General features: G+C 63.6%; 11 protein-coding genes. 5 read left to right on the forward strand and 6 right to left on the reverse strand.

Features of this window, described 5'->3' with window-relative positions:
* Window positions 1–87: 87 nt before the first annotated feature.
* A complete protein-coding gene (gene pdxB / locus ACUN9Y_RS12535; RefSeq protein WP_445461049.1) occupies window positions 88–1,272 on the reverse strand; it encodes a 4-phosphoerythronate dehydrogenase PdxB in 1,185 nt (394 codons plus the stop codon).
* Window positions 1,273–1,404: 132 nt separating this feature from the next.
* Between pdxB and ACUN9Y_RS12540 the strand changes: the two genes are divergently transcribed.
* Together ACUN9Y_RS12540 and ACUN9Y_RS12545 are read left to right on the forward strand one after the other, a co-directional pair.
* Window positions 1,405–1,686: a hypothetical protein gene (locus ACUN9Y_RS12540; protein ID WP_445461175.1), complete on the forward strand. Its 282-nt coding sequence runs from the start codon at window positions 1,405–1,407 to the stop codon at window positions 1,684–1,686.
* A 184-nt stretch (window positions 1,687–1,870) separates the two neighbouring features.
* Entirely contained in the window at window positions 1,871–2,236 is a 366-nt protein-coding gene (locus ACUN9Y_RS12545) for a hypothetical protein (RefSeq protein ID WP_445461050.1), read from the forward strand.
* 86 nt (window positions 2,237–2,322) lie between these two features.
* Here the strand turns inward: ACUN9Y_RS12545 and ACUN9Y_RS12550 are convergent, their stop codons facing one another.
* Both ACUN9Y_RS12550 and rlmKL read right to left on the reverse strand, forming a co-directional pair.
* Window positions 2,323–2,679 carry a glutaredoxin family protein gene (locus tag ACUN9Y_RS12550; RefSeq protein WP_445461051.1) on the reverse strand — a complete coding sequence of 119 codons (357 nt, stop codon included), beginning with the start codon at window positions 2,677–2,679 and terminating at the stop codon, window positions 2,323–2,325.
* On the reverse strand, window positions 2,676–4,949 hold the full coding sequence (rlmKL, locus tag ACUN9Y_RS12555) for a bifunctional 23S rRNA (guanine(2069)-N(7))-methyltransferase RlmK/23S rRNA (guanine(2445)-N(2))-methyltransferase RlmL (protein WP_445461052.1): 2,274 nt from the start codon (window positions 4,947–4,949) through the stop codon (window positions 2,676–2,678). Before rlmKL ends, ACUN9Y_RS12550 begins: the two co-directional genes overlap by 4 nt.
* 285 nt (window positions 4,950–5,234) lie before the next feature.
* Between rlmKL and rmf the strand changes: the two genes are divergently transcribed.
* A complete protein-coding gene (rmf, locus tag ACUN9Y_RS12560; RefSeq protein ID WP_149284152.1) occupies window positions 5,235–5,441 on the forward strand; it encodes a ribosome modulation factor in 207 nt (68 codons plus the stop codon).
* A gap of 194 nt (window positions 5,442–5,635) precedes the next feature.
* On the opposite strand, the gene ACUN9Y_RS12565 is transcribed toward rmf, so the two are convergent.
* Window positions 5,636–6,655: a quinone-dependent dihydroorotate dehydrogenase gene (locus ACUN9Y_RS12565; protein ID WP_445461053.1), complete on the reverse strand. Its 1,020-nt coding sequence runs from the start codon at window positions 6,653–6,655 to the stop codon at window positions 5,636–5,638.
* A 237-nt stretch (window positions 6,656–6,892) separates the two neighbouring features.
* Complete coding sequence (locus tag ACUN9Y_RS12570; protein WP_445461054.1) at window positions 6,893–7,183, reverse strand: encapsulin-associated ferritin-like protein; 291 nt, start codon at window positions 7,181–7,183, stop codon at window positions 6,893–6,895.
* Between the two features lie 103 nt (window positions 7,184–7,286).
* Here ACUN9Y_RS12570 and mgtE point away from each other — a divergent pair, with 103 nt between their 5' ends.
* Both mgtE and ACUN9Y_RS12580 read left to right on the forward strand, forming a co-directional pair.
* Complete coding sequence (gene mgtE / locus ACUN9Y_RS12575) at window positions 7,287–8,639, forward strand: magnesium transporter (RefSeq protein WP_445461055.1); 1,353 nt, start codon at window positions 7,287–7,289, stop codon at window positions 8,637–8,639.
* 297 nt (window positions 8,640–8,936) lie between these two features.
* Complete coding sequence (locus tag ACUN9Y_RS12580) at window positions 8,937–9,311, forward strand: hypothetical protein (RefSeq protein ID WP_445461056.1); 375 nt, start codon at window positions 8,937–8,939, stop codon at window positions 9,309–9,311.
* A gap of 336 nt (window positions 9,312–9,647) precedes the next feature.
* On the opposite strand, the gene ACUN9Y_RS12585 is transcribed toward ACUN9Y_RS12580, so the two are convergent.
* Entirely contained in the window at window positions 9,648–14,489 is a 4,842-nt protein-coding gene (locus ACUN9Y_RS12585; protein WP_445461057.1) for an NAD-glutamate dehydrogenase, read from the reverse strand.
* Between the last annotated feature and the right edge of the window lie 27 nt (window positions 14,490–14,516).

A 14,516-nucleotide genomic window follows, 5' to 3' on the forward strand; every position in this document is an offset into this window, starting at 1 on the left:
CGCAGACACACGCGGCGGAGTCGAGTGCGTGAGCCTGGCACCCCAAGGCGCCAAGCCCGACAGGGGGCGTAGCGCCTGGCGCAACCGCTACCCCGCGCGAGGCCTCTCGACGTCATGAACCACGCGGAAACCGGCGCCCTCCAGCAGCGGCGCCAGCGTCATGGCGTCACCGGACACCGCCACTTCCAGGGTCGCGAACTCCCGCCGCAGAGGATAGTTGGCGCGACAGGCATCGAACCCCTTGGCCGGCGCCTCGCCGCCGAGGGCGCGGGCCAGCGCGTCATGATCACGCCTCGGGTCATAGACCGCCCGCATGCACAGGCGCAGCGCCTCATCGGCGCCGAGACCCGGGCCAAGTTCCAGACGCGCCAAGGCCGGCGGCGGCGCCAGGTCGGCGAAAGCAATTCGCGTCGGCAGCCCGACATGACGCGACAGCGCAGCATAGATCTGATGGGTACCCCGCAGCTTGCCATCGAGGCTGTGGCCGGCAATGTGAGGCGTGGCCAGATCCACCCGACGGCTCAGTCCATGGTCGATGCCGGGCTCGCCCTCCCAGACGTCGAGCAGCGCCGTGATATCGCCACGCGACACCAGCCGAGCCTTCAGGGCCTCACCATCCAGGCAGTCACCGCGCCCGGCATTGAGCACGATAGTGCCCGGCGCCAAGGCATCGATGCGCCGAGCGCCAAGCAAGTGATAGGTCGCGTGCTGCCCCTCTGTCACCAGCGGCGTATGCAAGCACAGCACGTCACAGCGCCGGATCACGGTATCGAGATCGACAAAGTCGTCCCCGCTCGCCGCGAGCGCCTTTCTCGGGGGGTCGCATCGCAGGCACTCGACCCCAAGCGCTTCAAGGCGCGAGGCAAGCCTGCCGCCTACGTTGCCGACCCCGACAATGCCGACACGACGCCCGAACAGCGACTCACCGCGCCGCTCAAGGGCCAGCAGCAGACTCGACAGCACATAATCCACCACCGCCTCGGCATTGCAGCCAGGGGCGCTGGCAAAGCCGATGCCGTGGGCCGCCAACGCCGCCTGATCCACATGGTCGGTGCCGATGGTACAGGTGCCGACAAAGGACAGCGGCGACCCCAGTGCCTTGGTGCGCTCGATGGTATCGCCATCGAGGCGGGTGATGGAGCGAATCACCAGCGCATCGGCGTCGACGAGCGCTCGAGCATCGATATCGCGCCCGGGAAGGCGCCTGACATCACCCAGCGCGGCGAAACAGGCATCACTGGCAGGCACATTGGCGTCAACGAGGATATTCATGCACTTCCTTGAACGACAGAATCAAAAAGGCGGCGGCACTTTGTGGTGCGTCCACAAGGCCTTACAATGCCCATCATACCCTTTCTGCCTACCATGACGTCGATGACAGACGTCGCCACACCGGGAGCCGCCGTGATCGTCCGCTGGGAAACCGACCATGACTATGTCCTCGTGCATATCCACCAGGACATGTTCGGTGACTGGATCTTCAGTCGCGCCTGGGGCCAGATCGGCACTCAGTTTGGCGGCCTGAAGCATCGCCTTGCCGACGACCACCCCCAGGCCATGATGTGGCTCGATGACGAGACGACGATCCAGACCTCGCGGGGCTTTCGCAAGGTGCTCGAAGCCGATGACCATACCCCCGAGGGGCGCGAGGCCGTCAGCCAGCTGTCGCTCCTCGATGCCTTGTAGCCCCTTTGGCAATGACCCAAGTGTAGGCTTGGGCTCGGATTCGAGGCTCGCCCCGCGCGATTCGTCTCTCCTCTTTCACGCCATTGCCCAGGGCTCGCACCGTGCGCTGCCGAGAGCTAGCCAGCGCCGCCGAGAGCTAGCCAACGCTGCGGGCACCACCGACGTGCGACACGAAGATTCCAACATGACCACCGATATGACCGAACACCGCCTCCCCGGCCGGATCCGAGAGCTACTGGCGACGGCACCGGCGAGTCATCTGCCGATGACCTACCAGGGTGTCGCCGAGGCGCTGGCGTTGACGCCACCCCGCACGATCCGGCGCGTCGCCGAGGCGCTGGAGGCGCTGATGAAGGAGGATGCGCGATATGGCCGCCCCTTCATCGCCGCCCTGGTGGTCAGCCGCCAGGGCGCGCAGGTGCCAGGAGCCGGGTTCTTCGAACTGGCCGTGGCCCTCGGCCGGTTCCCCACCGAAGCCACCCTGCACGCCGAGGCGTACCGCCAGGAACGCTACCAGGCCATGCAAGCGCGACGCACGCCAACGCACTGAGGTGGGCTTGAGCGACGGGTCTTGGGCGGTTGGGTCTTGGGCGACGGGTCTTGAGCGGCGGGTCTTGGGCTGGCGACGGAGCTGTGCTAACCCTTCTGGCCCAGCACCCTACGCCCAGCAACCAGCCGTGCTCCCGGCGTCTCTCGAACGCCAGGCGATCGGGAAAACGCCTCAAGGGCGGATCTATCGAGCCACCCCTTGCCCGCCAGCCAGTCGGCGACATCGTCCGCGCCAACGCGGCCTTCCAGGGCTTCCTGGGCACTGTCGTCCGCGCCGTCCAGCAGCACCGGAATGCGCGTACCGTAGCGCTGCATCAGCGCCTCATCAGCACTGATCTCGACAGGTTCAAAGACGATATCGACACACGATAGCGTCGTCACCAGGGCCTGCATCTGCTCGCACAGATGGCAACCCAGCGTGGTGTACAGCCGCAGGCGTATCACGCCGCGCCTGCTTCGTCGGCGCGATGGCGAATCACGAAACAATGGTGCAGGTCCGGGCGACGGGTGAAGTCCGGGTCGAAGGTCTTGCGCGAGATGTCCTGAACCTCGAACTGCTCGGCGAGTCCTGCATCCAGCACGAAACGCCGCTGGTTATTCGAGAACACCAGGGTGCCACCCGGCGCCAGCCGAGCCATGGCAAGGCGCACCAGCGCCACGTGGTCACGCTGGATATCCAGGGTGTCGTCCATCTTCTTCGAGTTGGAGAAAGTCGGCGGGTCCATGAAGATCAGGTCGAACTCGCTGCTCGCGGTTTCGAGCCAGCGCAGGCAGTCATCGCGCACCACCCGGTGACGGGAAGGGTCGAGCCGGTTCAGACTGAAGTTGTCGCGCGCCCAGTCGAGATAGGTATTGGAGAGATCGACGCTGACGCTGTCGCTGGCCCCGCCCTCGGACTCGCTGCCGAGTGCGGCCTGTACGGTGGCACTGGCGGTGTAGCAAAACAGGTTCAAAAAGCGCTTGCCGGGCGCCATCTCGGCCAGCATCCGGCGCACCGGCCGGTGATCGAGAAAGAGTCCGGTATCGAGATAGTCACGCAGGTTGACCCACAGCCGGGCGCGCCCTTCCTGGACCTCGAAACGTTGCCCGCTGGCGCCCTGCTTCTGGTACTGGGCCTTGCCCGCCTGGCGCTCACGGCGCTTGATCACCACACGGGACGGATCCAGTTCGAGCACATCGGGGATGACGGCCAGGGCTTCGAACAGGCGTTTCTGTGCCTGGCCGGCGTCTACGGTCTTGGGCGCTGCGTATTCCTGCACGTGAACGTAATTGCCGTAGATGTCGATAGCCAGGGCGTACTCCGGCATGTCGGCATCGTAAAGACGATAGCAAGTCTCGCCCGAACGTTTCAGCCACTTTGACAGTTTTTTGCGGTTCTTTTCCAGACGATTGGCGAACATCTGCGCACCAGCAGAGCGGCTGGGCTTTTCGCCATATGCCTCCCGCGAGGCGCTGCCCGCGCCCTGCCCTTCGTCACCCGCCGATGCGCCGTCGCCGGGCCCGGGTTGACGCTGCGGTTGACTCGCCGGATCCGGAACCTCGATCAACAGCAGCTTGGCTTCCAAGGGGCCGTTTCTCAGCGCGTACTGCTTATGGGACCGTAGCCCCAGGCGATGCCCGAGGTCCGGGTTGGCGGTAAACAGCGCCACCCGCCAGCGGCCGAACTCCTGGCGCAGACGCTCGCCGAGATCGGCGTACAAGCGCACCAGTTCAGGCAATTCGCCAAGGCGCTCACCATAAGGCGGATTGGTGATCACCAACCCCGGCTGCTCCGGGTCGAGCACCCTCGGTCGCGACAGTCGATTGACGCTGCTACCTTCCAGAGTCATCAAGGCGGGGATGCCGGCGCGCATGGCGTTGGCCTTGGCCGCCGCCAACGCCGGCGGGCTCTGATCGAAGCCGAACAACAGGTTATTCATGCGCTTGCGGCCGAAACTCGCCCGCGCCGTGGCCTCGCGCCGCAGGTCGGCCCAGAGCGCTGGATCGTGGCCGACCCAGTGACTGAAGCCGAAGCGCTCACGCAGCAGGTTCGGCGCGATATCGGCGGCCATCATGCCCGCTTCGATCAGCAGCGTGCCGGAGCCACACATCGGATCGACCAGCGGCGCGCCCTGGCGTGCCAGCGCCGGCCAGCCGGCCCGTACCAGCAGTGCCGCCGCCAGGTTTTCCTTGAGCGGGGCGTGACCGGCATCGCGCCGATAGCCGCGGCGGTGCAGGCTGTCCCCGGACAGATCGATACCGAGCGTCAATCGGCCGCGGTGCAGGTGCGCATAGAGGCGGACATCCGGATCGCGAATCTCGACGTTAGGACGCGGGCTGCCGGCGGCAACCAGCCGATCGACGATGCCGTCCTTGACCGTCTGGGCGCCAAAGCGTGTGTGACGGATCTGCTCGGAGCGACCGTGAAAGTCCACCGCGATGGTGGATCCAGGGCCAAGATGGGCCTGCCAATCGATGGCAGCGGCGGCATCATGCAAGGCTTCAGGCGTCTCGATGCCGTCCACCCGGGACAGGCACAGTATCACGCGGTTGGCCAGCCGCGACCACAGGCAGGCGCGGTAGGCACCGGCAAGATCGGCACCAAAGTGCACACCCGAGACGGTCGTCTTGCCAGGCTCGCATTCCAGCTGCGTCAGCTCTTCGGCCAGCAGCAGCTCGATGCCCTTGGGACAGGTTGCCAGAAGATCCAGCTTTTCAGCCACTTGAAACTCCATCGATAAAAAGGCCCTGAATCGACGACAGCGCCGACGCTCAGAGTGACCGTTCGGTGAACAGCCTGTTACAAATCAACAGTCGACAAGCCGTTGCCGGTTGCGCTATCAATGAACTGGTAGCTACCAGATACGACGCATGCGTTCCTGTCAACAAGTCTTCATGTCGTGCCGCTCGGGAGAGCAGGCACCGGAGGGAGACTTGGGCATCACGGGCTCGATTGTCCCTTGCCCCACCAACCAGGGCGGGATCGAGTCGGATTGGTACCTTTGTCATGAGGTAAACCCATGAAACGACAGAAACGTGATCGCTTCCAGCGCGCCTATGTGCATGGTTACAAGGCAGGAGTGTCGGGGCGATCCCGCGACGACTGTCCCAGCCAGGATATCAATCTACGCGAATACTGGATGAGCGGTTGGCGTGAAGGTCGTGGGGATCAGTGGTCGGGCATGACGGGAGTCTCCGGTATCCACAAGAACCCCATGGTGCTCTAGCTCTGAATTCGACGCGACATTGAATCATCAGCAGTTAGTCCCATAGCGAGTCATCCTCGTCCGCCATTGTACAATGGCCACACGACAAGCCCATGGCACAGCCATGGGCTTTTTTCGTCGCCCTGCCGCCCCGATGACCTGGCGCGGTTTCCCCCGAGCCCCATCGCCGCCCCGGCTGCAAGACGTGGCCTAGATCAGTCGGCGACGTCTTTCAACGCCCTGGCGCACTCGCCGACCAGCCCCGGCCCACGGTAGATGAAGCCCGAATACAGTTGCACCAGATCGGCCCCGGCGGAGTGTTTTTCCACCGCCGTGGCGCCGCTGTCGACACCACCAACGCCAATGATCGGCAGGTCGGGCAGGGCCTGACGTAGGGCTGCAATGACCCGGTTGGATGGCTGGCGCACCGGCCGACCGGAAAGCCCGCCCTGCTCATCGGCATGGGGCAGACCGGCCACGGCCTCGCGGGACACGGTGGTGTTGGTGGCGATCACCCCGTCGATCCCATTGGCCACCAGCGCCTGGGCTACCTGCGTCACCTCATCTTCGTCCATGTCCGGTGCGATCTTGACCGTGAGCGGTACCCGCTTGCCGCCCGCGCTATCGAGGCGTGACCCGCGCTCACGCAAGCGACCCAGCAACTCGTCGAGATGCTCACCGAACTGGAGGTTACGGAGCCCCGGCGTATTCGGCGACGAGATGTTCACGGTGATGTAGTGCGCATGGGCGTGGACACGCTCCAGGCAATACAGGTAGTCGGATACCGCGTCCTCCACCGAGGTCGTCAGGTTCTTGCCGATATTGATGCCGATCACACCGCGATAGCGGCTGGCCTTCACCCGCTCGACGAGGTGGTCGACGCCGAAATTGTTGAATCCCATGCGATTGACGATGGCCCCGCGCTCGGGGATCCGAAACAGGCGCGGCTTAGGATTGCCCGCCTGGGCACGGGGCGTCACGGTGCCCACCTCGACGAAGCCGAAGCCCAATGCCCCGAGGGCATCGAGATGATCGGCATTCTTGTCGAGCCCCGCCGCCAGCCCGATACGGTTGGCGAAGCTCAACCCCATCACCTGGACCGGGTCCTCGACCCGTTGCCCCCCCAGGCAACCCGCCAGGCGCAGGCGCTCAAGCCAATCCAGACCGCTCAACGACAAGCCATGAGCGGCCTCCGCATCGAGACGAAAGAGCAGCGAGCGAGCGAGTTCGTACATGGTGTCTCCATCGAGGCGGCGGTGAGGGCCAAGCGGCCATTGTGGGCAGCACAACGCTGCCAGCGGTGCGACGAGGCGCCCATCGACAACGACAGGGACTCGAGAAACCGCGGCGAGAATTGGGGGCGGAGTATAGCGCAGCGGCCAGCAAACGACGAACCCCGCCGGGTGGCGGGGCCCTTCCGTGGGGGTTTTGTTTGCCTATTCAGGCATGCCGGTCAGGTTGCCCGCTCCGGCTCAGTGGCCGATTTCGCCGTCCTTGAACAGAAACTCACGCAAGTACTTGTCCAGGGCAGGGTCCTTGCGGCGCAGCCATTCGAGCGTCATCGCGGCGTGTTCTTTCTCCTCATCGCGGTTATGTTCGAGGATCTTGCGCAGTTCGTCGTCCTTGCATGCATCAACGCGCTGGTTGTACCAGTCCACCGCTTCCAGCTCTTCCATCAACGACACCATCGCCCGATGGTAGTCGCGAGTCTCGGTGGTCAGTTCGTCGACCGGCTCGTGGTACCCCTCGCTGCCTCCAGCCATCACACTCTCCTTTTATTTACGGACATTTATGGTCTACTAACATCCACAACGTAGGACACGCGGCGAGGCCTGTCAGCCTCTCCGCCTATGCCGGGAGGAGCCTATGACAGAGAGTACCGAGTCTTTTGAGAGCCACCTGTCGCGAATCCACCTGGCCCTGGAAGAGGATAGACGCGATGAGGTCGCCGAGGTCCTCGACGACCTCGAACCCGCCGAAGTTGCCTTGCTGCTGGAATCGCTGCCCCTCGGTGAGCGTATCAAGCTGTGGGAGCAAGTCCCGGCGGAGGACGACGGCGAGGTCCTGCTTCACGTCCACGACGAAGTCCGCAGTACGCTGCTCAAGGACATGGACCCCGACGAGATCGTGGCGGCCACCTCGAGCCTCGATACCGCCGACCTGGCCGAACTGTTCGAGGACCTGCCCAAGCAGGTCGCCGAGGACATGCTGCGCTCCATGGACGAGTTGCAGCGGGCTCGTCTGCAGGAAACGCTGTCCTTCGAAGAAGACAGTGCCGGGCGTATCATGCGTACCGATACCATCGCGGTGCGTGCCGACGTCAGCCTGGAAACCGTGCAGCGCTTCCTGCGTTGGAAGGAGTCGGTGCCGGACAATACCGACGCCCTGATGGTGGTCGATCGCACCGGTCAATTCATGGGCGTTCTGCCGCTGGCGCGCCTGGTCGCCCACGATCAGGAGTCCGGGGTCTCCGAGTTGATGGACGCCGATGTCGACATCATCCAGGTCGACATGAAATCCCGGGACGTGGCCACGCTGTTCCAGACCCACGACCTCGCCTCTGCCCCTGTCGTGGACAACGATGGCATGCTACTTGGGCGGATCGTCATCGACGACATCGTCGACGTCATCCGCGAGGACTCCGAGCAAGCCCTGATGAACATGGCCGGTCTCGATGAGGAAGAGGACCTGTTCGCCCCGGTGCTGCCCAGCGCCAAGCGTCGTGCGGTGTGGCTCGGCATCAATCTGCTCACCGCCTTCCTGGCCGCCTGGGTCATCGGCCAGTTCGAGGATGCCCTGGAGAAAGTCGTAGCGCTGGCGGTGCTGATGCCCATCGTCGCCAGCATGGGCGGCATTGCCGGCAGCCAGACGCTAACCCTGGCCATTCGTGGCCTGGCCCTCGGCCAGATCAGCAAGACCAACAGCAACTGGCTGCTGCGCAAGGAAGTCGGCATCGCCTTGCTCAACGGCGTCGTCTGGGCCCTGGTGGTGGCCGTCCTCGCCGTCCTCTGGTTCGGCAATATCACCATCGGAGCCATCATTGCGGCGGCATTGGTGATCAACATGCTCGCCGCCGGTGTCTGCGGCATCGTCATTCCGCTGGTGCTCAAGCGGATGAACATCGACCCGGCACTGTCCGGCTCGGTGGTCCTGACCACCGTCACCGATGTGGTGGGCTTCATGTCTTTCCTCGGGCTTGCCACCATTTTCATGCTGTAGGTGCTCCCGCCGCCCTCCTCGGGGGGCGGCAGCGCTGTCCTCTCTGCCCTTCGCGCTTGGCTTGCCCAATGCAAGCCCTGCCGAGCCCCGTGTCCCCCGAGCCAGCGCCAGCGCCGCCGAGCGCTGGATAGCAACGCGGCATGCCTGTCGAGCGCTACCCCGCCCCACTATGCGTCTCTTACTGGAGACATCGACGTCGCCATGCGTCCACTCTTGTGCTGATCTGTCAGCTCGTTAGCATGGTCATGACGTGGGAGCCGGGCTACCCCGGCCGGCCCAAGCATAAGGAGACGCTACATGATGATCACCAAGACTCGCCCGCTGATGTTCGCCCTCGCCGGCATGGCCGCACTGGGGCTGGCCGGTTGCGCCAGCGACAGCGGCTCCATGGAAAAGAAGAGCACGGACTATGTGGTGACGGGGCTCGGCGACGACCGCCAGGAAGCCCTCGACGAAGCCAAGGAGCGCGCACTGGAGCAGTGCGAAGTCCAAGATCGCAATGAGTTCGTCATCCAGGAGCAGCAGGTGCTTGGCCCGAACACCAGCGCCGAAAAGCGTGAGAGCGCGGAAGCGATGATCGAAGGCGGCACCGTCAACGAAGACACCAACCTCGAAGCCCTCAACGCCGATGGCGAAGGCTACAAGGCGGTATGGACCATCAGCTGCCGCTAGAGACGCAAGCAGCCTGAAACGCTTGCCGGCCTGGACGCTACCTAACGCGCGTCACATGATGCGATGCTGGCAAGACGATTTCTCCTCGGCGCCGTGCCAACGAAGCACAAACGCCAAAGGGGGCGCCATATCGGCGCCCCCTTTGGCGTTGAACTCACTTGACGCTGGTGACCGATTTCACAGCCCTGGCAGCAAAGGTCGCAGCCCCCGCATGGTCCTGGCGACGCCGCTGGCATCGACGGCCACGAAGGAGCCGCCCTACAGGATCATACGACCGTGCCCCGACCCGCCGCCGTGGCCCGACGCTTCTACGGCGAGAAGCGTCGGCCCCGTGGCTCAGGTTTCGGCGTTGCTCTCGGCCAGATCAACCAGCTCGCGGACAGCCACGGCGAACAGCGCGAAGCCACCCTGGCTACCGCCGCTGACCTCGTTGATCAGGCGACACCAGCGCTGATGCACCGACTCGTGCTGGGCGAGCCACTGATCCACTCGCTGGACCGTCTCGCGAGCACCGCCTTCCATCTGCAGCACACTCGCCGCCAGGGCCATCTGTTGACGCTCGATATCATCACGGAAGGTCTCCCGGGCCTGAGCCTGCCAGCTGTCTTTCACCCGCAAGGCGGTGACCTGCTGGATCATCCACGGCAATTCCAGACGCGCACCAATCTCGTAGTACACCTCGGCGACACGCTGCGGCTTCTGATCGACCTGACGCGCCGTCTGAATGATGCCGAGTGCGGCATACAGGCTACCCGCGGCGGCAACCGTCGAGGCCAGGGCGTCGGGCACACCGGCCTCGACCAGCTCCGAACGGCGCGCTTCCCAGGTCTCGAGCTCTTCACCGCGCAGGCGCTTGCCGATGTTCTCCTGCAACTGGGCAAGACGCGGAGCGAAGTACTCGATGCAGTCACCAGCAGCAAGGCCGGAACGGTGGCGCAGGAACCAACGCGTCGCGCGGCGCAGCATGCGCATCAGGTCCAGCATCATGGAGTACTGGATGTCTGTGGACACCTGGTTGTCGAGTGCCTCGATCTGGTTCCACAGCCGCGGCAATTGGAAACTATCGCGAGCAATGACGTAGGCACGAGCGATATCGGCACGGCCCATGCCGGTGGAGTCGATCAGGCGACGCACGAAGACGATGCCCATATGATCGACCAGATCGTTGGCGACCTGATTGGCCACGATCTCGCGCTTCAGGCGGTGGGCATAGACCTGATCGCGATAACGCTCGATCAACACCCGCGGGAAGACCCGCTCCACGTGCTGGGCGACGACCGGATCATCCGGCACGTCGGAGGCAATCAGATCGCCCTTGAGCGTGCTCTTGGAGTAGGAAATCAGCACCGATAGTTCGGGAAGCGTCATGCCTTGATCGTTGTTGGCACGCTCCTGCAGATCTTCATCGAGTGGCAGGAACTCCAACTCGCGGTCGATCTGGCCATTGGCCTCCAGCTCGCTGATGAAACGACGGTACGGCCCGATCCCACCTTGAGAGAGGCGCTCGGAAAGATCCAGCGCCTGCGTCTGGCGATAGTTGCTAAGCAGCACCAGCTCACCCACTTCATCGGTCATCTCGGCCAACAACTGGTTGCGCTGCTTGTCGGTCATGTCACCGTTGGCCACCACTTCGTCGATGAGGATCTTGATATTGACCTCATGATCGGAGCAGTTGACCCCACCGGCGTTGTCGATGAAGTCGGTGTTGACCCGGATGCCGTTGGCCGCGGCTTCCATCCGCCCGCGCTGGGTCAGGCCGAGGTTGCCGCCCTCGCCGACCACTCGGCAGTTGAGCTCGCGTCCATTAACGCGCAGCGCGTCGTTGGCCTTGTCGCCAACGCTGGCATCGGTCTCTTCGCTCGACTTCACGTAAGTACCGATCCCGCCGTTCCAGATCAGGTCGACCCTGGAGCGAAGCATGGCCTGAATCAGGTCATTGGGCGGTAGCTTGTCCTCGCTGATGCCGAACACGGCTTTCATCTGCGGCGTGATGGCGATGGACTTGGCGGCCCGAGAGAAGATACCGCCACCCTCGGAAATCAGGCTCTTGTCGTAATCTTCCCAGCTCGAGCGCGGCAGCTCAAACAGGCGCTTGCGCTCGACGAAGGTCGCCGCAGCGTCCGGTGTCGGGTCGACGAAGATGTGCATGTGGTTGAAGGCACCCACCAGGCAGAGGGTGTCAGACAGCAGCATGCCATTACCGAACACGTCGCCGGCCATATCGCCGATGCCGACGACGGTGAACTCGTCGGCCTGGGTGTCGACGCCAAGGCCACGGAAGTGACGCTTGACCGATTCCCAGGCGCCCTTCGCGGTGATGCCCATCTTCTTGTGGTCATAGCCGTTGGCACCGCCGGAGGCAAAGGCATCACCCAGCCAGTGGCCGTACTCGATAGAGATCTCGTTGGCGATATCGGAGAAGGTCGCCGTGCCCTTGTCGGCGGCCACCACCAGGTAGGGATCATCTTCATCGTGACGCACGACGTTCCCCGGCGGCACCACTTCGCCACCGGCCAGGTTGTCGGTGACATCCAGCAGCGCACGAATGAAGGTCTGGTAGCACGCGATCCCCTCCTTCTGCGTGGTCTCGCGATCGGCGCCTTCGGGCATGCGCTTGCACACGAATCCCCCCTTGGCGCCCACCGGTACGATGACCGAGTTCTTCACCTGCTGCGCCTTGACCAGGCCGAGGACTTCGGTACGGAAGTCCTCGTGGCGATCGGACCAGCGCAGACCACCTCGGGCGACCTTGCCACCACGCAGATGCACGCCTTCCACCCGCGGCGAACAGACGAATATTTCAAACATCGGCCGGGGCTTGGGCATGCCGGTGACCTTGGACGGCTCGAGCTTCAATGACAGGTAGTCCTTGTGCTCGCCGTTCTCGGCCGTCTGGTAATAGTTGGTGCGCAACGTGGCCTGGATGAGTTCCACATAGCGCCGCAGCAGGCGGTCATCGTTGAGGCTCGCCACCTCATCAAGCAAGGCATTGATGCGCTCGAGGCAAGCGTCGATTTCGCCGTCATCGGGCCGGTCGCTGGGGTCGAAGCGCAGCTCGAACAGCGTGACCAATTCCCGGGTGATCTCGGGGTGATTGACCAGGGTGTTGGCGATGAAGGCCTGGGAGATGCCGAACCGGATCTGCTTCAAGTAGCGAGCATAGGCACGCAGCATGGCCACTTCACGCCAATCGAGGTTGGCCCCGATGATCAGGCGATTGAAGCGATCATTGTCCGCCTCGCCGGCCCAGATGCGCTGGAAGGCCTCGATGAACGGCGCGCGCATCTCCTGGAGATTGACCTCGTTGGCGGTGTGGTGCTCCAGATCAAAATCATGGATCCAGTATTCCGCATCGGTCGCCTCGACGCCGTAGGGACGCTCCCCCAGCACCCGCAACCCCAGGTTTTCCATCATCGGCAGGACGTCGGACAGCGGTATCGGCGCATCCTTGTGGAACAGCTTGAGGTTGACGCCACTGCCCTCTTCCTCGATCAGCCGATACAGCGACAGCGCCAGCGGCCGGCCGGCGTCGAGTTCACCGATATGCTGAAGATCGTAGACCGCGGTACGTGCGGAAAAGTCTTCCCGGTAGCTCGCCGGAAACGCATCACGGAAGCGGTGCAGTAGATGGTTGGCCTGCTCCTCGCCAAAACCTTCAACGGCGGCATGGAGCAGGTCATCGCGCCAGTTCCGCGAGAGCCGTGCAAGCTTGCCCTCAAGGGCCTTGATGTCGTAGTCGGTCGGGGCGTCGCCGTTGAAGCGCAAGATGAACTGAATACGTGCCAACACCGACTCCGACAGATAGGTGTTGAAGTCGCCGAAGGTAGCGTCGAGCTCCTCGCACATCAGGTCCTGCAGGCGCAGGCGAAGCTCGGTCGAAAACACGTCGCGGGGGACGAACACCAAGCACGAATAGAACTTGCCGAAACGGTCTTCGCGGATGAACAGCCGAACGCGACGACGCTCACGGATATCGAGGATGCCAAGCGCAGTCTGGGCTAGTTCGTCGGTATCGATCTGGAACAGGTCGTCACGCGGGTAGACCTCCAGAATCTGCAGCAGCTGCTTGCCGTTATGGCCCTTGGGGTTGAAGCCAGCGATATCCATCACCGTCTTCAGCTTGCGCCTCAGGATCGGGACATGACGCGGAGAGTCGTTGTAGACCGTGGACGTAAAGAGGCCGAGGAAACGGCGCTCACCGATGACCTGGCCCTGGTCGTCGTAACGATCGACCGATACGTAGTCAGGATAGGTCGGGCGATGGACCCGGGCGTGATGCGCACTCTTGGCAAAGGACAACAGCTGAGGCACCAGTACGTACTGATCGCCGTCGACGCCCTGGTCGGTGCGGATCCGCTCGCGGTAACGGGGCTGGTCGAGACGGAATAAGCCGAGCTCACTGTTGTCGACCTGGATGAGGTGCTGGCCGTCATCACGCTGCTCGACCTGGTACTCGTCGTAGCCAAGGAACGTGAAGTTGTCGTGCAGCATCCACTCGAGGAACTCGATCGCCTCCTGGTGATCCGCCTCCTGCACCGAGACCGGTCGACAAGCCTTGAGCTCGGCAATGGCGGCATGAATCTGGCCGCGCATCTCGTCGAAATCGGCCACCGCGGTGCGCACATCACGCAACACTTCCTGCAGGCTCTCCTCGATGGCGTCGAGCTCAGACGGGTTCGAGTGACGATCGACCTCGATGGCGATCAGTGACTCGCGTGCGTCTGGAGCCCCATTCTGTGACGGTGATGTCACCCGGGTCACGCGATTGTCGCCATCGCGTTCGACCGACAGCACCGAGTTGTGAATGGCATGCACGGTCATGCCGCGGCGATTGAGTTCAATGCGCACCGAGTCGACCAGAAACGGCATGTCTTCGTGCAGGACCGCCACGAAGGTGTGGGTCGACTGCCAGCCGTGCTCTTCGAACTCGGGGTTCAGCACCCGCACCTTGGGCGTATCGAGATCAAACTGCTGAAGAAAGTGCCACACCGACAGGGTGGCACCATAAAGATCGTCCAGCCGGCGCTCGCTGAGGTCTTCAAGCGGCACCGTGGAATAGAAGAGTCGGGCAAAGTCGCCGATCTGATCGGCCTTGTCCTGCTCGAGGCGGCCGTGCAGGCGCTCCTCGAGCTGCTTGAGAAGATCCTCGCGACTGTCATCCTGTGCGACGTGTTGCATCCTCACCTCGGCTGCCGTCGGCCACCT

The organism is Halomonas sp. V046, assembly GCF_052645355.1.